Raw genomic sequence first — 21,948 nt, 5'->3', positions numbered from 1 at the left:
ATGATAAGAAATACTGGCAATTTTGTCCAGTGTCAGAATCTTTCAATTTTCGTATTTTTCTTTACGTTTCTTTTCTTTTTTATTAAGTCTTTTTCAGAACATTTAATTATGTAAAAATCATACCGGATAAACGTAATAAGGTCAGGCTGCCGGTCCGTAAAACCTGCCGCGCACAGAACGCCGAAGCAACGAAAAGCACGCTTCGGGAACTTTTCATTGCCAATCAAAAAAAGAAGCAGACCACTGTCTGCTTCCATTCTCTCTAAAATAAAACCGTTTATTGATCCGCCTCCGACCTGTTCTTGTCGCCACCCTGCTGCTTCAAGATGTCGGATACTTCGGCAAATGCCTTCAAAAGGGCCGGGTTAAACTGGCCGCACTCGCCTCCCTGTATCATCTCCAGCGCCTTCTCGTGACTGTAGGCCGGTTTATAAACGCGTTCGCTTACAAGGGCGTCATAACAGTCCGCCAGAGCCACTACCTGTGCCCAGATTGGAATTTCGTCTCCCTTGAGACCGTCCGGATATCCTCTGCCGTCCCATTTTTCATGATGCCAGCGGCAGATATCGTAATAGTATACAAATGAATCTGAATTTCTGAGAATATCCACACTTTGCAGGATCTCGCAGCCCTTTACCGTGTGCTCCTTCATAATTTCAAATTCTTCCACGGTGAGTCTGCCCGGCTTGTTCAGGATATGATCCGGAATAGCTATCTTGCCCACATCGTGCATGGCCGATGCGACCGATATCTCCTCAACCGTGGCCGCTGGAAACCGGTAAGCCGGATCCGCCTCGCCAAGAGCCTCCATCAGCACTTTGGATGTTGTCCTGATCCTCTTTACATGTTCTCCCGATTCACAGTCACGGAACTCGATTACCGTGCTGAGCGTATCGACCATTGCAAGGCTGGTCTCGCGGAGTTTCTCTGCCTGTTCTTTAATCTTTCTGGTCTGCCCCTCTATGATGCTTTCCATCCGGAAACGTCTCTCATAAAGCTCTATCGTATTCTTCACACGGCGTCTGATAATACTGGGATTAAACGGTTTATTGATTACATCGTCGACTCCCATATCATAGCCTCTGTTGATAATCTCTTCCGAATCTTCCGCCGTGATAAAGAAAACTGGGTATTTCTTGTTCTTGTAATGGCGTTTCAGTTCCTTCAGGACACCAAATCCATCCAGTTCAGGCATTACAATATCGAGCAGGATAATGGCGATCTGATCTCCATATTTTTCAATTGCTTTCAAGGCCTCGATCCCGTTACCGGCCTCTTCCACACGATAGCTCTGATAAAACAGTTCTTTTAAAATGGCTCTGTTCAGCTCAATGTCATCCACGATTAAGATGACTTTCCGCAGATCCTCCATCCGGTTCTCCCCCGCTTACTTCAAAATATGATTATACACTGGTATCCAGTCCGGCTATACATTTCATCACGTTCCCGTATTCTGCAGACATTGCTTCGGAAAACTCCGGAATTTTATCAATTTTATCTTCCCTGACCGCCCCCACAATTGCAGCCGCTGCTTTGCTGAGTCTGTTCAAACCCAGATTCGCCGCCACTCCTTTCAGAGTATGCGCGCCTCTCTCAATCTCAGGATAATCCTTATCCTCCAGGCTCTTCATAAGATTACCATAGGTCGGATCATCCTCAAACTTTCTGACAAAACGCTCCAGAAGAGATGCGTTTCCTCCAAATCTGGCAAGGACAAGTTCCGTATCTTCCCCGAGTTCCGTATACACATCTTTTATATTCATTGATTATCTGCCTTTCCGACTAACATATTCAAATACTTTCTGTCATTTCTCACTCTTAATTGTAGCAAATATAAATATAATTTGCAATGAATTTTATCTTTTCTCCCCGCTTGTAAACGGCTCTCTTTTTTGCTACAATTACCTGCATGGAAAAGAAAATTTGTTATCAAATTACAGAACAGGACTGTGGAAAATCAATTGAAACATTTTTAAAAGAACATGGATTTTCACGTAAAGTAATCATACACCTCAGGAAGACGGAACTGGGTATTACGCTGAACGGTTCCCTGGCCTACACGACCAGAATCATAAGCCCGGGCGATGTGCTGTCCATTCTGCTTTCAGAAGACGTTTCATCGGAAAATATCGTACCGGTTCCCATGGACATTGATATTGTATATGAAGATGAAGATATGATGGTGATCAATAAGGCGGCCGGGGTTCCGGTCCATCCTTCCCAGGGCCATTACGACAATACCCTCGCCAACGGCCTTGCCTGGTACTTTACGGAAAAAAAAGAGGCCTTTGTTTTCCGCGCCGTCAACCGCCTGGACCGCGACACGACGGGCCTGCTGCTGATCGCAAAGAATATGCTGAGCGGAGCCGTCCTCTCCTCCATGGTTTCCCGGAAAACAATACACCGTGAATATATGGCGGTTGTCTCCGGCCTGACCGAAGAAGAAGGAACGGTCTGCCAGCCCATCGCCAGGGTGGATGGCTCCACGATTGAGCGCTGCGTGGATCCGGAACGGGGAGAGTACGCATGCACCCACTACCGCCGCCTCGCCTATGATGAGGAAAAGGACTGTTCCCTGCTTCTGCTCACCCTGGACACGGGACGGACGCACCAGATCCGGGTCCATATGAAATATATCGGCCATCCGCTGCTGGGCGATTTTCTCTACAATCCCGATTACCGTTTTATAAAGCGGCAGTCGCTTCACTCCTGCCGCCTCTCATTCACTCACCCCGTCACGGGTGCACCTATGGAATTCTCCGCCCCCCTGCCTGAGGATTTTCACTTTCTGAGTCCCTTGGGATAGTGGTTTTTAAGTATTCCACCGGCAAGTTTAGCCCAGCCGAGAGAATATCCTTCCACATTCATTAAAGTCCAGCCCTTATCCCCCGGCTGCCCGTGCTCATCGGCGATTGCCTCCCCCTTCAAGTAGGCGGCCGTTTCCGGCGAATCAGCAGGGTAATCACGGCACAGGCCCACTTCCTCTTTTTTAAGTGCCAGTGCCAGTGCATGGGACGGCTCAAACCTGTTCTTCTTAAAACTTCCCAGATGAAGTCCTGGCCTTACCACCTTCAGCTTGTCCAAATCGGGCATTTCTTCCGGTATCAGGTAAAGCTGCTCCCCAAAGAGAATTAAATTTTTTCTGTCCGTCCATTGGCCCGGCTCCGTTAAACTGCTGCGGCAAAATTCAAAATAGTCTTTAAGCACTTTCCTGTCCTTGATATAGGCGGGCCATTTCCTCTTTATATCCCGCTCTGTCCCGTCTTTCCTGAGAACGGCGATATAATGGCCTTCCCCTTCCGTTCTTTGCGGCCAGATCCGGACCGTATTTTCAATCCCTTCGACAGTTTTGTTTCCCCACTCCTTCACTCCTTTGGAAAGGCCTTCATAATCTTCCGTTTTCTCTATTGCGAATTCAGGATGGCTTTCTATAAATGCTTCGATCGTCATCTCATTTTCCATGGGCGCAAAGGTGCAGGTGGAGTAGACAAGCCTTCCTCCGGGTTTCAGCATCCGGGCCGCATTGTAAAGAATTTCCTGCTGGCGCACAGCGCAGCGTTCCACGTTCCCGGGACTCCACTCCCTGACTGCTTCCTCGTCCTTGCGGAACATCCCCTCCCCGGAACAGGGCGCGTCAACCACAATCCGGTCAAAATACTCCGGGAAATATTCGGCCAGACGGCCTGATTCCTCATTTGTCACAACGCCATTCCTGACTCCCATCCGCTCCACGTTCTGTGAGAGGATCTTTGCCCTGGCCGGATGAATCTCATTCGTCAGCAGAAATCCCCGTCCCTGCAGCGCGGATGCTATCTGGGTCGTCTTACCTCCCGGCGCGGCACAGAGATCCAGTACCCTGTCCCCTGGCCTGGGATCTAAAAATGTGACCACCGCCATCGCGCTGGGCTCCTGGATATAATATACCCCTGCCTCGTGAAACGGATGGCGCCCCGGCCGGTCGGCGCTGTTGTAATAAAAACCGTCCCTGGCCCACGGAACCGGCTCCAGGGTATACGGAAATTTTTCCATAAATTCCTCACGTCCCGTTTTAAGCAGATTCAGCCTGAGCCCCTGGGAACGCTCCCTGTCATAGCTCTCTATAAAATCATTGTACTCTTCTTTCAGCATATCTTTCATCCGCTCTTTAAATGCCGATGGCAGCTCCATAGTATCTCTCTCCTTTTTTCCGGCCTGAGACTGCACTGTCCGATCTCATGATCAGGTTCCGGCCTTCTGAGTCCGTACCGGTCATTTTGCAGGCGCAGCCCGCCCGATTCCATTCCTGTACTGATTTTTTCAATTGAATTATTCTACCATAATCTTTTCGTTCTTACAACTTTTGTTGAGGGATGTTGAAGAAGGAGAACGCCGCCGGGACGGTCGGGGGGCTTCACTGGTGAAGGTGAGTACCCGCAGGAATTTTTTCTCTGGATTTCCCTATACATATGCCGCACGGCAATGGAGATACTATCTCAAGCGTAATCTGCAGTCGGAGGTGGCATCATGGTTTCAGCCTTTTTTTCTTATATTCTTATTCCTTTTTTAACTTTTTTCCTGGCCCGAGGGACCGGTTATTTTTCAACCAATTTTTCTTCTATCCGCACCGCGCTGTCGAGACAGGGGGAATTTCTTCTGTGGAGTATTATAACCGGAACTTACTTCTTTTTTTCGCTGCGGCTGATTCTTTTGAAGGCAGGACAGTATTTTTCCACGAAAAAAGAAACCCTGCTGCTCTTTCTCTCCGCCGGCATGATGCTTCTTTTTGTCATCACGCCGTACCTGCCCGCACGGTTTCCTTTTTTATCTTTTATCCATGTAATTACCGCTATTATTTCCACGGTCGTACTTTTTTTCTGCCTTCTGATTCTGGCGCTTAAGCTCTACTTCCTGGAGCCGGAAAAAGGACGTCCCTGCCTTTTTCTTCTGATTTCCACCGCCGCATTCTGCATCTCTTCCCTGATTTTATCGGGAATTATCAATACGGCGATGGAAATCTGGTTTGTGCTGGCCTGCTGTCTTCTGATCCGCGCCTATCTCCGGCTGTTTTCCAAATAGGATATCCGATATGCCGCGGCAGAACCGGGAACCGATATTGCCTCCCGGGCGTTTGCTAAAGCTTCTGACGGGCTATTTGCCCAGATCATTTGCAATCTCCCGGCCAACAGTACTTACCGCGCTTTTGGCCGCTTTGGACGGAATCCTGGTATTACACTTCACTCCGTGCCGGTATACATAGAAAGCCATGGCCGCGGCAAGAAGTCCCGTTGCAGCGAGAAAACCAAATATCAGCGGATAACCTCCTCCCTGGTAACGGTCCAGCCAGGCCCCGAACAGAACCGAATATACGGCGTCGGGCAGATATCCGATAATCGATATAATCCCAATCACCGTGCCGGTCATTGTCTTCGGGATTCCCACCTCTGCGACGACCGAGGAGATGACGCCGTAGGTCATCATGACGACGGCTCCCGGTATCAGCGTATAAAAGCTGGCAAGCCCGGCATTCATCCCCTTCGGAAGGACGAGTACGATTCCAAACAAAACCGCCGTAAGCGTAAATGCGGTGCAGAGCCATTTGCTTGTGGACTTAAAGCACTTATCCGCAATCAGGCCGCCGACCGGGGCAAGAAGCAGAAGAAGGTAGGTTCTCACCGCCGAGAGAAGTCCGGAATCCACCATGGAAATCCCCACCACCTCCGTCAGATACGGATTGAAATACGATGTACTCATATAAAAGCCGTAGCCGCAGAACATGATCGCCGAGATAACCCAGACCACCGGATTTTTAAGCAGTTTTCCCACATCTGCCATCCGGAATTTCGGTTCACCGTCGTCAGCCCCCGCTTTTCCGTCCTCTTCCCTGAGAAGGATCAGCAGAAGCGCCGCCACGATAATGGGAACAATGCCGCCGAATACGCAGGCGCGGAAGAAGCCGCTTTCCATGTCGGCCCCCGTCTTGTAGACGAGGACGGCTGCGGCATTCACGGCCGCAGCCGCGATGCCGTTGCATGCGTAGTAAAGGCCGTACAAAAATCCCTGTTCTTCCTCGGTTCCGATGATTCTCACCGTCTTAAGAAGCGCCGCCCATACGACAAAGCCCGTGCTGAACGCAAGTCCCATCCAGATAATCATGGAAATGACAAAATTTTTCATCGTGAAGAGGTACAAAAATACGAACGCCGAAGTCCCGAGGCAGGACCAGGACAATGCTTTTCTCGGTGAAATCCGGTCGGCCAGTATCCCGCCCGGCAGATACAGGATCACATTTCCGATTGTGTACATGGTCATAAGATATCCCGACTGCGTGTTGGTAATGTTCATGCAGGCTATATGGGCATCATAAAAAACATATTTGATATAGGGCAGGAAGTAAATAGAACCGCCCGCCAGCCCCAATGTAATAATAAGCAGATATTTTCTTAATTTACCGTTCATTTCCGTCTTCCTCCCTGTCCGGCTCCATTTGATTTATTTTTGTAAGGGCTGCATCCAAAAGTCTGAATACCTTTCCCACAGAGGCCGCCTCCACTGCCTCGTTTACCGTGTGCGCCCCAGTAATCGTCGGGCCGATGGAAACCGCTTCTTTCACGGATGGGCAGTTTTTCATGATTATACCACACTCCACCCCCGCGTGGACATTTTCCAGAACCGGCTCACGGCCAAAACGTTCCGAGTAGGCCTCACGGAGAACTTCCGTAAGCTTTGACTCCTTTTTATAAGACCAGGCAGGATATTCATCTTTGATTACAGTCCCTGCTCCAAAGCGGTTTCCCAGCCGGCAGATGCGTTCTGCCTCGTCCCTGTACCAGGACTCATAGGAGGATCGAAGGCTGAGTTCTATCGTCAGCATCCTCTTTTGTCCGCTGCTCTCCCTTACGGAGGCCAGATTCACGGAGGAACAGATGAACTCCTCCGTCCTGCTTTTCACCCCGTGGGGCAGATTTTCCATCAGGAAAAGAAGCTCTTCCCTGCACGAAGGAGCATATACGTTTCCCTCTTTCACATCCCCATTCTTTTCCACGGTCAGAATGAGTTCTTTTTCCTCATCGCTCCATTCATTACAGCGCTGCTCCATAAAAAGGGCGGCCTGTTTTTCTATGAAAGCGGCATTTTCAGCCAGAATCACCGCTGAAGCCTCCGAAGGAATCGCATTGGAACGGCTGCCGCCTTCCAGGGCGGAAAGTTCCCACACGGCTTCATCCAGTGATCGGAGAAACCGGACGAGCAGGCAGATGGCGTTTTCCCTCCTCTCCCCAATTTCCAGGCCGGAATGGCCGCCCTTACCGCCCCGGACGGCGACTGTTACGGCTTCTCTTTTCCCTGCCTTTTCTTCCATCACGGGAAATTCGAGCAGGACGGAGATTCCACCCGCCGCTCCGATTGTAAAAACACCCTCCTTCTCACTGTCCAGGTTAATCAGCCATTCTCCGCTCAGAACCTCACCGTTCAGCGCCTCGGCGCCTCCCATCGTCTCTTCCTCGTTGGATGTAAAAACAGCTTCCAGGGGAGGATAATCACCTCCCTTATTTAACAGTGCAAGAATCAGCGCCACTCCGATTCCGTTGTCGGCTCCCAGCGTCGTTCCCGATGCCTTTATATAGCCGCCCTCCTCGTGAATCCCGTGCGGAATCTTTTCTCCCGCCGTCTGCGTGTTTTCCGTTTCCCAGACCATATCCGTATGGGCCTGCAAAATGACGGAAGGACAGCCGGTTTCTTTTTTCTCCTGTCTCAGTATCACATTATTGTGTCCGTCCCGGAATACGCCAAGCCCCAGTCTCCTCCCCTGCGCTTCCAGGTAATCGGCAATCTTCTCTTCTTCATAGGACGGCCTTGGAATTTCCGCTATCTCCCTGAAACAGGCAAGGACACGTTCTGCATCTTCTTGATTCTTTCTTCCTCCCATTCTATCACTCTTCTCCTTCTTTTTTACATTCTGCCGCACCGCATTTTAGTTTTGAGCCGTAACTCTGGGCCGCAGTATAGATAAGCATGGCGACGGCAATGCACACGACGGGCACCGGGACCACATCCCCAAGTCTGGAATAAAGGCCCAGTCCCACCGGCCGTTCCGTCATTGCAAGCCCCACGGCCGAAGCGGCGGCCCAGGCGGCCAGGGCATCCCATTTAACGGCATATTTCACAGAACCTATCTCTTCATCATAACTTTTCCTGTTGCAGATATAGAAATCGGCGATCAGTATCCCCGTGATGGGAGTGATGAATACGCCGAGTACTGATAAGAAATCCACAAAATACCGGTATACGCCAAGCGCCGCAATGGCCGTGCTGACCGCTCCCAGAATCAGGGTCAGCCTCATCCTCGGGATACGCGATACCCCGTCCAGTGTGTTCATCAGCCCAAGGACGCTCCCATAGAGATTATTGTCATTGGTCGTCCACTGGCCGAGCACCAGCACCACGGCCCCAAACACGCCCATGCCGAGGGACACGATCATGACCTCCACCACATTCCAGTTCCGGAATGCGTAGGTAAAAAAGGCTCCGCACATCATGACCGGGATATATCCCCAGAAATAGCCAAGGCTGATTCCAATGGCACAGTCTTTCCCCGATTTGCAGAAACGGCTGAAATCTCCCATCATGGCAATGCCGACGGCAAAAGAGCCAACCACAATCGAGATCCCCGCGGAAATGCTGATCCGGTTTCCAACCGGCCCGGCGCTCACAATCTCTTCAAACGGTATCAGCCGCCCCGTCTTAAGGACGGCCGCAATGCAGAGGATGAACAGGAGAGGAAGGCCGATTTCACTCAGTCGTTTGATGGCCTTAAAACCGAAGATGGCGGTCGTCGACATGGCCAGGCCTCCGAGCACGGTAAACAGTACCGGGGCAATCTCCGGCCCTCCCAGCTGTTCCACCACCGAGGATATCGTATTTCCGAATAAATCCGCCTGAAATGCATACCAGCCGAAATTGCAGAAACAGAAGATCACGCCAATCAGTTTGGCGCCTCCGACTCCAAAAGCCCTCCGGCAGTTAAATGAAGTGGCCAGATGGGTGTGGGCGCTCACCAGTGCGCAGGTGGTGGCAAGAAGAAACACAATAAACGCTCCAGCAACACAAACGATGCACATTTCCCGGAAAGGCAGGCCGTCGGCCAGCACGCCTCCGACGGCCAGGCCGCTCAGGCCAAAACCTTCCCCCAGCCACACCATTCCCTGTTCCAGCCATGTTTTTCTGGCTTCAGCGGGAACCGGCGTCTTCTCATAATCATTATATTTTTCCTCCAGGGAATTCCCTGTTTCCGGCCTTTTCTCCATCTCATCCCCTCCTTTTACCGCTCCAGGAATACACAGTCCTCGTCAAATCCAAAGAACCTCGGATTCAGGATTTCCAGCGCCCTCTCCGTTCTCCAGAGCTCATGGCAGGGGAATCCCAGGACGCATAGCTCCATTCCCTCCTTGCAGTTGGGGTTTGTGACGGGCATCCCCGTCTTCTGCTCCAGCACACAGATGAGATCCGGGCAGGTCAGGCGCAGTTTCCCGTCCACCCACATCATCATGTTTTCATTCTTATACCAGACTCTGGCGCTGCTTCCCGCATCGACCCCGGTTCCGTCCAGCCAGATATTGCCGTAAGTAAAACCGTCCCGGTTCTCCCAGTCCGTCTGAGCGGAGGCGCGCCCGGTAAATAAAAGTCTGCCGCCGGCTGCCTTCAGGACGGCTTCGATCGGATCTTCCCCTCTCTCCTCCGCCAGCCTTCTCGCCTGGCCGACCAGACAGGCTTTTGACAGGGCCCCCGGGATTACCGATTTTCGAAGCTCCCTTCCCTTCATCGGATGATCCGTCATGCCGACCGCCCCGTTTGTCGCCACCGCCATAAAGCGGGTGAGGGCTTCCGCCCTGGCATCCTCACGCACAACGGGAATGATTGCTACGTCGCCGTAAATTGTCCCCACCGCCAGGGGTGTGATGGGCTGTCCCGTCACATAGTAGGTCGAAAACTGCAGTTCCGGCACCGCTCTGCCCGCCGCATCGGCATCCACGATGAACTTGCCTGTCTTCGCGGCCATCGCCATGACCTCACCCGTATTCCCCGCCCCGTATTCGATGGATACAAGGCCATGGAAACTCGTTTCCATATAGTTTTCAAGCGCTTCCACGGAAAGGGCGATATCACTTCCGTCAAACAGGTCTTCCTCCGCCTCCTGTTCCTCCGGTACCATGCAGCCGCAGTAATACGGACTTGCATAATATGATTCGTCCTCTATTTCATCGAACTCCAGCAGCTTGAACTCATGGCCCCTGTTCCATTCACGCTCCACCGCGCCCATGCCTTCCGCCAGGGAGCCGCCCCCGCCCGTTCCCATAATCGCGCATCCCGTCATAATATCCTTCAATTCCTGTAACCCCAGTTTCCTCATTTTCTTTCTCCTCTCCTGTCTCTCTGCCGATACTCCAATGTACCGCTGCACTGTTTTCATAATTCTATTGTACTGTCTGCGCTCTGACGGTTCATCATGATAAAGTACAAAAAACAAGCATTTATTTTGTAATATTTACAACCCTTTTCTTGACATGGATTCCCCCCTGTTCCATAATGACTACAGGACAACCGATTTTTTGATTTAAAGGAATCTAACAACCGATATGACATTTGAAAGGACACTTTTATGGGAATAACGGTAAATGATATCTTGAAGCTTGAGATTTTAAAGAATGCGGAACTGGCATGCGGCGCGGCAGGGCTGAACCGGGAGGTTATGCGCGTCAATTTCACCGACTCCCCGCTGGATCCGGAGGACCCCGGTTATGCCCTGGTATCCCAGGGGGATTTGTATATCCACAGTTTTTATACAGACGGAAATTATGAAGAACAGATTTATAATATCATCCGATTTTATATCCAGACCGGAAGTTCCTGCTGCATCGGCGTGCGTTACCGCGTCCGGGAGCTGCCGGAGCGGGTTATCCGCCTCGCCAATCAAAACCGCTATCCCATCATCATGATTGACAACGATATTCCCTACGGCAGGCTGATTAAGGATATTTCCGAACTAATCCTGACCGAACAGCTGGACCTCCATTCCGAGAACAAGCTCAACCGCCTTCTTTACGACAACCTCTCGGCCGCGGAATGCAGCGAGCTGATCCAGTATCTGGTCCCGGAACTGCCGCCCGGATACCGGTGCCTTTACGTCACCTTTCCGTCGCTGGCCCCCATGCGGTTCCGTCTGCTGAAAAATGACCTGGATACCCAATACGGCCTTCCTTTCCTGCGCTACCAGAAAGGCGGTTTTGTGATCATGAAAACAGAAAACGCTGCCGGCAGCCCACCTTCCGCGGACTCCCTCCTCCGGCTCTTTTCCCGGTACGGCGATGGCTTCTTTGTTGGAATAAGCGGCCGTTTTGAGGACGCGGGCGGCTTTGTCCGGGCGCTGAAAGAGGCCTGTTCCGCCCACGAAATCAGCCGGATTACGGAAAACCGGATTACATGGAACGACGATGTCTCGGTTTATAACCTGCTCCTGCCCATGAGAAACCACGACTCCCTCCGCATTTTCTGCCGGGAAACCCTGGGGCCTCTCAGGGACTATGAAGCCAGGCACGGCATTGAGCTTGTAAAGACCGTCTCCACATTTCTTGAAACAAACGGCAATATCAAAAAGACGGCCGAACGGTTAAACACCCACGAAAACACGGTGCGTTTCCGCATAACAAAAGCCCGGACAATTCTCGGGCTTCTGGAAGAACCTTATGTATTTATCGAACGCGTCTCACTGGCGCTGAAAGCGGAAAAACTTTTATAATCCCTGATATCCTCTGCACTGTCCGCCTACACGGACAGCGCCACGGATATCAGCATAAATATCACCTGCAGCGCCATCATGATGCAGAACAGAGGCGTCATAAATTTATACCATTTATTGAGCGGCACACCCATGAGACCGCATTCCAGCGCACAGGCCGTGGGCCAGAACATATCCGAGAATCCGTCCCCAAAGCAGTAGGCCAGAACGGCCGTCTGACGGCTCAGTCCCACGATATCGGCAACCGGAGCCATAATCGGCATCGTAATGGTAGCCTGGCTGGAAGAGCCCGTAATGAAGAAATTGATCACGTTCTGGATGATCAGCATGCCGACTGCGGAAATGTACTGGCTGCAGCCGTTCAACATCTGGGACAGGTAGTAAACTACCGTGTCGGATATCATCGCGTCCTGCATGGTCAGAAGAATGCCGCGGGTAAAGCCCACGACCAGCATGGACGACACCATACTCTGCGTGGATGTAATAAAAGTCTTACAGATCTTTGTCGCGCCGTACCCGCCCACAACACCGGTGATAATCATCATCATCAGAAACATCGCCGCTATCTCATCAATATACCATCCCAGCTTCATGGTACCATAGAGCAGAAATCCTATCGTAAACACAAAAAGCCCAAGGCAGAGTTTCTGCCTTAAGGTCATCTTTTCCTCCGTCACCTTATGGACCGGCAGCGTTTCCAGTTTTTCACCAAACAGCACCGATTTTTCCGGATTTGCCTTTACCCTCTTTGCGTACCACATAACATAGATAATTGCCACCGTCTGAAAAACCAGGAAAATGACGGCGTGGTAGGCCAGCCCGGAGAACATCGGCACACCGGCAATGCTCTGGGCGATACCGATGGAAAACGGATTCGTTGTCGCGGCCGCAAACCCGGTGGCCACGCCGACAAATACGATGGCTCCTCCCACGATCACATCGTATCCAAGAGCCACCGCAATTCCGACGAAAACGGGAACCATTCCATACAGTTCCTCAAAGATTCCCATTGTGGAGCCGAGCACGCCGAAGGCAAACATACTCACCGGGATAATCAGGTAAGTCCTTCTGCCCATGGAAGAAAGCATACAGTTAATCAGGCTGTTAAGCGTCCCGTTGTCAATCAGCACATAGACATAACCGTAGGCAAAGATAATCAGAAAAAGGATATTCGCGGCGCTGACATATCCTCTCTGAAGAGCCAGGAATACATCGAAAAATCCCGGCCTCACTCCCTCGGTAAAATGAAAGGACTCCGGAATGACAATCATTTTATTGCTCACAGGATCGAGAATCCTGTCATACTCCCCCGCAGGGACCAGATAGGTGAGAGCCACCACAGCCAGAAGAATAACCGTAAGAATTACATAGGTGTGCGGCATCTTGATATTCTGTACTTTATTTTTTATTTTTCCCATTTTTCATCCCCCATTACTTTATGCCAGAAATCCCGGGGAAAAATCCCCGGGTTATGTCATTTAATTATAACGGTTCATCACCTTCACAGTTATCGTTTTCCGGAATACTGCCTTCTGAACAATTATAATAAATCCTATATCATATTTTCCTATTCCGTCATATCCCGGCCTTCCATGTAGACTTTTTCCACCTTTGTATCATAATCAAACGGATGTTTCGACCAGATCACAATATCGGCGTCACGCCCCACGGCCAGTTCTCCCTTTCTGTCGTCGATTCCCAGGACCTCCGCAGGATTTTTTGTAACGGCCTTTAATCCTTCCAGCTCGTCGAGTCCGGCGCGCACCGACTGTGCGGCATACACGGAAAGGTAATAAATCGGCGTCACGTCATGATCCGCCGTGATGCAGATCTTAATTCCCGCCTTGCTTAACACTCCCGCCGTCTCAAAGCTGCGGCTCATGCTCTCAAGTTTGGAACGTGGATACATCGTCGGTCCGAGAATAACCGGATAATCATGTTTTGCAAGGTAATCCACGATGGAAATTCCGTCCGTGCAGTGGACAATAACCAGTTTTAAATCATATTCCTTTGCAATCCTGATTGCCGTGCATACATCGTCGGCCCTGTGTACATGGGCATGGAGGGGTATCTTCTTATCCAGAAGCAAAAGCATATTTTCCATTCCGATGTCGGTCCTGAAATAATTTCCCGCTTTTTCCGCCTCTTCCTTTCTGTGCTTGTAATCAATGGCATCCTCAATACATTTTCTCAGCAGGTAGGCATTGCCCATCCTGGTCTTAAAGCCGTATCCGGCCCTCTTGGGATTTTCGCCGAAGCTGCACTTAACGGCCGCTTTTCTCTGCAGCACCATGTCTTCCGCCACATTTCCCTTAAGCTGGATGGCGCTGCATATGCCGCCCACCACGCTGTCGCTTCCCGGGCAGACACAGGCGCAGGTCACACCGGCCCTCACCGCCGTATCCACCGCCAGATCAAAGGGGTTAATGCCGTCAATGGTCTCCAGATAAGGCATTACGGCTTCGCTGTAATCGTTGCAGTCATCGGCGATGGCTCCCATCCCCTCCTCGCTGATGCAGATATGGCTGTGGGCGTCAATCATTCCTGGGGTGATGAACCTGCCCCCGGCGTCAATTACTTCCCCGCCGTCTTCCACGGCCTCCGCTTCCGCGATCGATTCCGCTATTTTAACAATCTTTCCGTCTTTCACAAGGATATCTCTTTTTACAAATCCGCCCTCTTCAAAAAGCAGAACCTGTCCGTTTTTAATAATCATATCGTACCCCGCACTTTCTGATTCATGTATTCTTCAATCTAAAACCTTCCGGCGTGCCTTGCACCGGCATTAACAATAACCAATGGCAACTGCAACCGTCATAAAAATAACTTCCAGTATCAGCACGATTCCAAAGAACGGCGTGATGAACTTATACCATTTATTAAGTGGAACACCCATAAGACCGCAGTAAAGGGCACAGGATGTCGGCCAGAACATATCGGCAAAACCGTTGCCGAACTGGTAAGCCAGAACCGCAATCTGTTTGCTCAGGCCAATCAGCTCGGCCGTAGGAGCCATAATCGGCATCGTGATGGTAGCCTGGCTGGATGAACCCGTGATAAAGAACTTGATGATATTCTGAAGGAAAAGCATACCGTAGGCGGATACATACTTGCTCGCACCGGAGAGTAAGGATACCAGATAATAAACAATTGTATCGGAAATCATGCCGTCCTTCATGACAAGCAGGATGCCTCTTGTAAATCCGACGATCAGCATGGAAGAAACCATGGCCTTCGTGGACTCGATAAATGTCTTGCAGATATCGGTTGCCGAATACCCGCTCGCAATTCCCGCAAAGATCATCATCATCAGGAACATGGCCGCAATCTCATCGATATACCAGCCGAGCTGTGTCGTACCGTAAAGAAGGCTGCCCAGTGTCGCAAAGAAAATGAGCAGACAGATTTTCTGTCTCGTGTTCATCTTTGCCCCTGTCAGTTCATCCAGGCTCTTTCTCTGGACAAATTCACTCTCCACACCATACATGATGGATTTGGTCGGATCCGCTTTCACCTTACGTGCATAATTCATAATGTACAGAATCGCCGCCAGCTCAAACACAACCAGGATTACGACGCGCAGCCCCAGTCCCGAGAACATCTCCACACCGGCAACGTCCTGGGCAATACCGATCGTATACGGGTTAAACGTACCGGATGCATATCCGATGATAACACCCAGACACACGATCGCTCCGCCAACGACAATATCATATCCCAGCGCCACCGAAATTCCCACAAACACCGGGAACAGTCCGTATACCTCCTCAAAGATACCGAGCGTCGAACTTAATGCTCCGAGCACAATCATCGTAATCGGAATCATAAGCTGGACCTTCTTGCCCACAAGGCGCACCAGCGTGCCCAGGGCCGCATCCATGGTTCCGTTCTTAACCAGCATATACACAAAGCCATACGCAAAGATAATTAAGAACATAATGTTGGCAGCGTCCACATAACCGCGCTGCAGGGACAGGAAGATATCAAAGAATCCAGGGGCCTTAATATCCACAAACTCAAAACTTCCCGGCACTACAATCATCTTCCCGCTGACCGGATCCTCCACCCTCTGATACTGCCCGGCCGGAATGATATGGGTGAGAATTGTCATAATCACAAGTATCGTTATCAGTATAACATACGTGTGGGGCATCTTCACCCGTTCAAACCACTTCTTCTTTTCTGTTGTTTCACTCATACTGAATCCCTCCTAAAATTACAAAAATCGACATTTCTGTATTTGTAATTATAAAGCTTCAAGTTACTTGAATGTCAATAGGGGAAGGTGTATAATTGAAAAATCAGGACGAATCTGGGGGAGGGGTTGGGGTGGGGAGTGGAAGGTTGGTGAGTCTTCAGTCCCGGGCGGAGATTATTGGTGAGGCGGGGGTTCCGGGAGAAAAAATTCCTCCGGGGACCCGCTCCCGCTTGTGAAGCGCACAACGGATGCTAAGCTCGTGAGGGACCTCGCTAAGCACCGGCGGGCTTCAATGTCCCCTTCGGAAAGTTTTCTCCCTCCTCCCCCACTGGCAGACTATGTCCGGAACTGAAGCCGCGTAATTTACTGCCCACCCCAACCCGGTTCGCAGACTCTATACTTTCCTGATTCCTTTCAAGGACACCGGTAGGGTCGCTGCCACTACTCGGTGGCTGTTCCTTCAAAGCTTTTCATGTCACCTTCAGGATGGCTTTATAAAACTTCCTTCGGAAACATGTAGTGGCTGAGACAATACCCCTTTCTAAAAAAATCAGGACAGTCAGCCGCCGGGACGGCCGGGGTTCGGGATGGCGAAAACCTTTGCGTCTTCAGTCCCGGTCATAACCTTCCTGTGGGGAAGAAGGGAGAAAAAGATTCCGGAGGGAACCTGGGAGTTCATTGGTACTTACCGAGGTCTTTCCGAGGTTAGTACCACTATGTACTCCAAAGAGCGCAAGCGTTTCCCGCAGGAACTTTTTCTGCCCTGATTCCCCACCCGCAATAACCTGTAAACCGGGACTGAAGGCTCACACCCCTCTCACCATCCCGAACCCCGGCCGTCCCGGCGGCGTCCTAATTTTTCACCCCACACACAGAAAGGACCCCTCTATGGAAAAACTTCTCTCCATCGGCGAAGTCTCACGCCTCCTGGACATCCCGGAATCCACCCTGCGCTTCTGGCAGGACAAGGGGATTTTCAGCGTTGAGAAAGCCGACAATAATTACAGGCAGTACACGGTCAAGGATTTGACGAATATCGCGGAGATCGCATTTTACAGGAATCTTGGAATGCCGGTACGGCAGATGGGGCGGTTTAATCAGTTTGGCCTCGAAGATTATGATAAGGTCCTCTCCTCCGTCAGGGAAACCCTGGAGGAAAAGATTAGAATGTATACGGCAATGTATGAATCCGCCTGCTTAAAAAGTGAACATATTAAAAGCATCCACGATTTAAAAACAGTGGATTACACGTACGAGAGCGTTCCCTTTGACACGGTTGTCCGATTTGAGTACAGTGACCGCAATAAATTAATACGGTATACCCGCAATCCTTCGCTCTATGTCCGCTGCATGGATTCCCATGACCCGGATCACGATAAAAATGATATCAGGGGAATTATTGTATCCGAAGCGGAGGAGGATGACGAGCTGGTCTGGCAAAAGGAAAAAGACGGCCGCTTTGCCGTCTTCCTGATAGAGGAAATTGCCTCTGAAAACTATAGAAACAACATTTCCGAAAAGCTTGAAATCCTTCAGCAGAAACATAACACAGGAATTCTTCTGGCCAATTTTCTCCTGAGTGAGACGATAGGGAAAAAACGAATTGACTATCTGAAGGCCTATGTGGAACTGCTGGACTGAGAATCGGACCGCTGCGGGCACAGAACACCCCCCCGCTCCCCGGAAACAGAGGCCGCAGAAAGTCTGGCCGGGTACCGGCCGCCGCTCTCAATGGAAAAATAATAATAAGCGCCGTCTGCATCATGCAAAACGGCGCTTATCATCTATTCAAGTCCATCTATGTCGGTATTCTATCGGTATCCCATTAGTAAACAATTTTGTATCCGTCGGAGCCTTCGCCGTTGATTACATAGTAAGCAGCATTCTCTTCCGGTTTCACATAAATTTCAACCGTTTTGATATCTGCCTCTTTATGTCCTGCGGCTACATATGCTTTCTTCGCTGCTGCGATAAGCTTCTCCACCTCTGCCTCTTTTCCGGCGTACTGTATGTATACAGCGGTTTTTACTTCCTTCTTTACCGGGGCTTTCTTGGCCGGAGCCTTCTTAGCCGTGGCTTCTTTCTTCGGTGCAGCCTCTTTCTTCGGAGCGGCTTCCTTTTTCGGTGCAGCTACCTTCTTTGGTGCAGCCTCTTTCTCTGGTGCCTCCGCCTTCGTTTCCGGAGTCTTCTCAACTTCTTTCTTAGCTTCTTCCTTCATCTCAGGTACTGCCGGTGCTGCTGCCTTCACTTCAGCCACAGGTTTTGCAGTTTCTTTTACAACTGCTGCCTTTGTCTCAGTTTTCTTTGTTGCTGCCATCTGCTTTTCCTCCTCAAATCAACTCTGATAAAACCCAACTGCTCTGATGCTTTAATCTGTTGTTGTCGATTGAGGGAATTATAAGCCCATTTTCGTATTTTGTCAACCTTACAGCAGTCTGCATTCGACAGGCTTGTCCCGGAAAAGCCTTGCGGTTCCTGGGTTTTTTTGTCATTTCACGCGTTTTCGGCCCTGGTTTTTATTTAAATATGACTAAATAAATCTGCCAGAAACCTGTTAAAGTAACAATACCAACCAAAATTGGTGTAATGAAACGAATTGCGATAATCCAGAGCTTTTTCAGCCTGAATGGAACGCCGTCCCTCTCTATCTCACTGATCAGATACTCGGGATGCCACTTCCAGCCCACATAGTAACACATCGTCAGTCCGCCCAGCGGAAGCAGGATGTTATCCGTAATCACTCCGATAAAATCGAAGACACTGTATTTCAGGATTGTGACGTCCCCAAGCATTCCGAAGGAAAGCGCGCTGGGGATTCCCAGAAGGAAAATAGCGCTTCCTATCACAAGGGTCGCCTTGCGCCGTGACCACTTCAGTGTGTCGATTGCAAAGGATACCGGCACCTCCAAGAGGGCAATGGCACTCGTCACCGCCGCGAAGAATACGAGGGCAAAGAACAGGAAAGCAAACAGAGGGCCGCCTTTTATCTCGGCAAATACCATCGGCAGCGTTCCAAAGATCAGTCCCGGGCCCTGCGTCGGTTCCAGATGGAAGGAAAATACGGCCGGGAAGATGGCGACTCCTGCCAGGATGGCAATCGCCGTATCAAGGCCGGCAACGGAAAGACAGCTTCTCGGGATATTCTCTTTCTCGCTCAGATAACTGCCGTATGTGATGGTAATGCCCATACACAGGCTGAGGGAATAGAAAACCTGTCCCAGAGCGGCGCTGACCGAACTTAAACTGAATCCGGAGCCCTCCGGGGAAAAGATAAATTTAAGGCCTTCCGATGCTCCCGGAAGCGTCACGCTTCTTACAATGATGATGAGCAGAAGCACAAACAGCAGGGGCATCATAAACTTGCTGGCCTTCTCAATGCCGCTGATGCCAAAGAAACAAATTGCCGTCGTGATCGCCATAAAGACAAAGTGCCAGATAACCGGCTCCTCGGTACTGATAAACGCGGTAAAATCGGCCGGAGCCGCAAGCGTTGTTCCGTAGCTGATAATATACTTGATAATCCAGCCTCCGATAACGCTGTAATAGCTTAAAATGATAAACGCCGCCAGGGTGCCGAAGATCCCTACAATTCTGGCATGGGGATCGATATCGGCATAGGCCTGCACCGGATCATGGCGCGTCTTTCTGCCCAGGGACATCTCCGTCATCATGACCGGCAGCCCCAGGATTACAATAAAGGCCAGGTAGGCGACAAGGAATGGGAATCCGCCGTTTCTCCCCATCAGATAGGGGAATTTCCACAGATTTCCAAGGCCGATGGCCGCGCCTGCCGTCGCCATGATAAAGCCGAGCTTGCTGGCCCATTGATTTCTCGTATTCATAAATTGTGTCCTCTTACTTTCTCAGTTAATCGCATTCCATCACTGCTGTCTTTTCTTTATAAAAATGAAAACCAGTCCGCTGACTCCCATTAGTATCGGATAAAAACAGTATGGTATAATGTCAAACGGAGTAAGCCCCGTCAGGCTGGCTGCAGCCAGAAGCTGCGCGCCGTAAGGAATCAGTCCCTGTCCCATGGAGCTGAACATATCCAGGAGGGATGCCGAACGCCTCGGCGTCACACCGAAGTCATTGCTGATTTCCTTTGCAATCGGGCCTGCCATTACAATGGCAACCGTATTGTTGGCCGTACACATATCGACCAGAAGCGACAGCGCGGCAATCCCCAGCTCTCCGCCCTTCTCGCTGTTAATCCTCTTACGAATGACAGAAAGCACAAAATCAATGCCTCCGTATTCCTTCACCAGGGCCACAATACAGGCCACGATCATGGAAATAACGGTAATATCATACATTCCCATGATTCCGTCACCGACATGGACAAACATTTCCGCCGGTCCGAAAGCACCGGTAGCCAGTCCCACAATAAGAGACAGCACGGTTCCCGATATCAGCACAATAAAAACATTAATTCCGGCCAGGGCGCCTATGAGCACCACCAGATATGGAAGAACCTTAAATATGTTGTAAGAAAGAGCGCCCACGTCATACTCCGATTTCCCCGCCAATACAAGGAAAATAATCACGGTCACCACCGCTGCCGGAAGCACGATCATGAAGTTCTCGCGGAACTTGTCCTTCATCTCGCAGCCCTGTGTTTTAACAGCCGCAATCGTCGTGTCCGAAATCATGGAAAGATTGTCACCGAACATCGCTCCGCCGACTACCGCTCCCGCGCAGAGCGCCAGTGAAAAACCGGTCTTATCGCTGATTCCCACGGCAATAGGCCCAAGCGCCGTGATTGTTCCCACAGACGTACCCATGGAAATGGAAATAAAGCAGGCGATGACAAAAAGGCCCGCCACTGCCATTCCGGACGGCATGATAGATAATCCCAGTGATACGGTGCTCTCCACACCGCCCGCCGCCTTGACCGAACCGGAGAAGGCGCCTGCCGCAAGGAAAATCAGGCACATCGTAATAATGTTCTCATCCCCGACTCCCGCTGCCGCCAGCTTGATTTTTTCGGAAAATTTGAGGCTGCGGTTCTGGGCAAAGGCCACCACCAGCGCTATTAAAAATGCTACAATCGCAGGCATGCTGTAAAAGTCGCCTGTAATAAAACCTGATCCAAGAAAAATTAGTAGAAACACGATAATAGGAAGAAGCGCCGACGCTCTTCCCTTATTTTCACTCTGACTCATGGAAATCCCCCTGTTTATTTTGTAATTATAAGCTATATCTGATATAACCAGACATTATAGTACATAATTATATATGATCTGAGCTTTTGTTTCAATAGAAATCTCTTTCTCTTTTTGCCTCTCTTTTTTCCTGCTTCCTGTGAACTTATCTCTCTTCCTTCCATATAATAATATATAAAAAACAAGCGAGGTATCAGATATATGGAAACCTACAACTATGACGATACGACTGCAACCCCCGGCTTCGGCCCGGAAGGTCCCGTTACTCCTTCTGTTCCCGACAACGGAAATGCAAATGACGTTCCGGCCACTCCCGGTTTCGGTCCGGAAGGCACGCCTGCCCCTTCTCTTCCCGGTAATGGCAACGACGTTCCGGCTACTCCCGGTTTTGGTCCCATCGGCCCTGTAACTCCTTCTCTCCCCTCCAACAACAATCAGGGATGCATCAACTGTACCGGCACGGTGGTATGGCCAAACTCTCCGACAGGAATCCTCTGGACCTGGGGCACACTCTCTCCATTCTTCTCCACGACCTCCGATATTGCCCATGTACGGTTCTACAATGCGGCAGCCATCCGTGAACCCCTCGACATTTACTTAAACGGGCGCCTCGTCGTGTCTAATCTGGACTACATGAATTATACAAGATACCTTCACATCATTCCGGGCGTGTACCGGCTGACCATTTACAGAAGAACGAACCCGGGCGTTCCGATTATCGACACGGGTGTTCAGTTCCGCGGCGGCAGCAGCTATACGATGGCGATCCTTGGAACGGTAAACAACTTCTCCGTACAGATCATAACCGCCTGAAA

Annotated in this window: 18 protein-coding genes; 5 read left to right on the top strand and 13 right to left on the bottom strand. The window is 50.5% G+C overall.

From position 1 onward, the window contains the following. Positions 1-277 precede the first annotated feature (277 nt). Together V3C10_08385 and V3C10_08380 are read right to left on the bottom strand one after the other, a co-directional pair. A complete protein-coding gene (locus V3C10_08385; protein ID WVP63803.1) occupies positions 278-1,372 on the bottom strand; it encodes an HD domain-containing phosphohydrolase in 1,095 nt (364 codons plus the stop codon). A 31-nt stretch (positions 1,373-1,403) separates the two neighbouring features. After that, positions 1,404-1,763, bottom strand: coding sequence for an Hpt domain-containing protein (locus tag V3C10_08380; protein ID WVP63802.1), 360 nt, complete (start codon positions 1,761-1,763; stop codon positions 1,404-1,406). A 146-nt stretch (positions 1,764-1,909) separates the two neighbouring features. On the opposite strand from V3C10_08380, the gene V3C10_08375 reads away from it, so the two are divergent. Continuing rightward, a complete protein-coding gene (locus tag V3C10_08375) occupies positions 1,910-2,806 on the top strand; it encodes an RluA family pseudouridine synthase (GenBank protein ID WVP63801.1) in 897 nt (298 codons plus the stop codon). Here the strand turns inward: V3C10_08375 and V3C10_08370 are convergent. Then, a complete protein-coding gene (locus V3C10_08370; protein WVP63800.1) occupies positions 2,782-4,167 on the bottom strand; it encodes an RsmF rRNA methyltransferase first C-terminal domain-containing protein in 1,386 nt (461 codons plus the stop codon). The two genes, V3C10_08375 and V3C10_08370, sit on opposite strands and share 25 nt — an antisense overlap. A 336-nt stretch (positions 4,168-4,503) precedes the next feature. Between V3C10_08370 and V3C10_08365 the strand changes: the two genes are divergently transcribed. Further along, entirely contained in the window at positions 4,504-5,055 is a 552-nt protein-coding gene (locus V3C10_08365) for a hypothetical protein (GenBank protein ID WVP63799.1), read from the top strand. A gap of 72 nt (positions 5,056-5,127) precedes the next feature. Here V3C10_08365 and V3C10_08360 read toward each other — a convergent pair whose 3' ends face one another. Genes V3C10_08360 through V3C10_08345 form a run of 4 tightly spaced genes read right to left on the bottom strand, consistent with a single transcriptional unit; the run spans position 5,128 to position 10,384 of the window. Then, on the bottom strand, positions 5,128-6,435 hold the full coding sequence (locus tag V3C10_08360; GenBank protein WVP63798.1) for an MFS transporter: 1,308 nt from the start codon (positions 6,433-6,435) through the stop codon (positions 5,128-5,130). After that, positions 6,425-7,903, bottom strand: a complete 1,479-nt coding sequence (gene pepD, locus V3C10_08355; GenBank protein WVP63797.1) for a beta-Ala-His dipeptidase — start codon at positions 7,901-7,903, stop codon at positions 6,425-6,427. Before pepD ends, V3C10_08360 begins: the two co-directional genes overlap by 11 nt. A gap of 4 nt (positions 7,904-7,907) precedes the next feature. Continuing rightward, positions 7,908-9,281 (bottom strand): cytosine permease, encoded by a 1,374-nt coding sequence (locus V3C10_08350; GenBank protein WVP63796.1) that lies wholly within the window; start codon positions 9,279-9,281, stop codon positions 7,908-7,910. 14 nt (positions 9,282-9,295) lie between these two features. After that, positions 9,296-10,384 carry a DUF917 domain-containing protein gene (locus V3C10_08345; GenBank protein ID WVP63795.1) on the bottom strand — a complete coding sequence of 363 codons (1,089 nt, stop codon included), beginning with the start codon at positions 10,382-10,384 and terminating at the stop codon, positions 9,296-9,298. Between the two features lie 249 nt (positions 10,385-10,633). Here V3C10_08345 and V3C10_08340 point away from each other — a divergent pair, with 249 nt between their 5' ends. After that, positions 10,634-11,770, top strand: a complete 1,137-nt coding sequence (locus tag V3C10_08340; GenBank protein WVP63794.1) for a PucR family transcriptional regulator ligand-binding domain-containing protein — start codon at positions 10,634-10,636, stop codon at positions 11,768-11,770. Positions 11,771-11,796: 26 nt separating this feature from the next. Here V3C10_08340 and V3C10_08335 read toward each other — a convergent pair whose 3' ends face one another. From V3C10_08335 to V3C10_08325, 3 genes are all read right to left on the bottom strand, one after another. Next, complete coding sequence (locus V3C10_08335) at positions 11,797-13,188, bottom strand: AbgT family transporter (GenBank protein WVP63793.1); 1,392 nt, start codon at positions 13,186-13,188, stop codon at positions 11,797-11,799. Positions 13,189-13,337: 149 nt separating this feature from the next. Further along, positions 13,338-14,486, bottom strand: coding sequence for an amidohydrolase family protein (locus V3C10_08330; GenBank protein WVP63792.1), 1,149 nt, complete (start codon positions 14,484-14,486; stop codon positions 13,338-13,340). A 69-nt stretch (positions 14,487-14,555) separates the two neighbouring features. After that, the gene (locus V3C10_08325) at positions 14,556-15,968 is read right to left on the bottom strand and encodes a YfcC family protein (GenBank protein ID WVP63791.1); all 1,413 of its coding nucleotides are present in this window, start codon (positions 15,966-15,968) and stop codon (positions 14,556-14,558) included. A gap of 888 nt (positions 15,969-16,856) precedes the next feature. Here V3C10_08325 and V3C10_08320 point away from each other — a divergent pair. Continuing rightward, positions 16,857-17,609 carry a MerR family transcriptional regulator gene (locus V3C10_08320; protein ID WVP63790.1) on the top strand — a complete coding sequence of 251 codons (753 nt, stop codon included), beginning with the start codon at positions 16,857-16,859 and terminating at the stop codon, positions 17,607-17,609. A 184-nt stretch (positions 17,610-17,793) separates the two neighbouring features. Here the strand turns inward: V3C10_08320 and V3C10_08315 are convergent, their stop codons facing one another. The 3 genes from V3C10_08315 to V3C10_08305 form a co-directional block, all read right to left on the bottom strand. After that, complete coding sequence (locus V3C10_08315) at positions 17,794-18,285, bottom strand: DUF6465 family protein (GenBank protein WVP63789.1); 492 nt, start codon at positions 18,283-18,285, stop codon at positions 17,794-17,796. A 199-nt stretch (positions 18,286-18,484) separates the two neighbouring features. Continuing rightward, on the bottom strand, positions 18,485-19,810 hold the full coding sequence (locus V3C10_08310; protein ID WVP63788.1) for a sodium-dependent transporter: 1,326 nt from the start codon (positions 19,808-19,810) through the stop codon (positions 18,485-18,487). Between the two features lie 39 nt (positions 19,811-19,849). Then, complete coding sequence (locus V3C10_08305) at positions 19,850-21,133, bottom strand: Na+/H+ antiporter NhaC family protein (GenBank protein WVP63787.1); 1,284 nt, start codon at positions 21,131-21,133, stop codon at positions 19,850-19,852. 201 nt (positions 21,134-21,334) lie between these two features. Here V3C10_08305 and V3C10_08300 point away from each other — a divergent pair, with 201 nt between their 5' ends. Then, positions 21,335-21,946 carry a DUF4397 domain-containing protein gene (locus V3C10_08300; GenBank protein WVP63786.1) on the top strand — a complete coding sequence of 204 codons (612 nt, stop codon included), beginning with the start codon at positions 21,335-21,337 and terminating at the stop codon, positions 21,944-21,946. Positions 21,947-21,948: the final 2 nt, after the last annotated feature.

It is taken from the genome of [Clostridium] symbiosum, from assembly GCA_036419695.1.
Classification (GTDB): domain Bacteria; phylum Bacillota; class Clostridia; order Lachnospirales; family Lachnospiraceae; genus Otoolea; species Otoolea symbiosa_A.
Note: the sequence above shows the minus strand (reverse complement) of the source record. Positions and strands in the feature narration are given on the sequence as shown.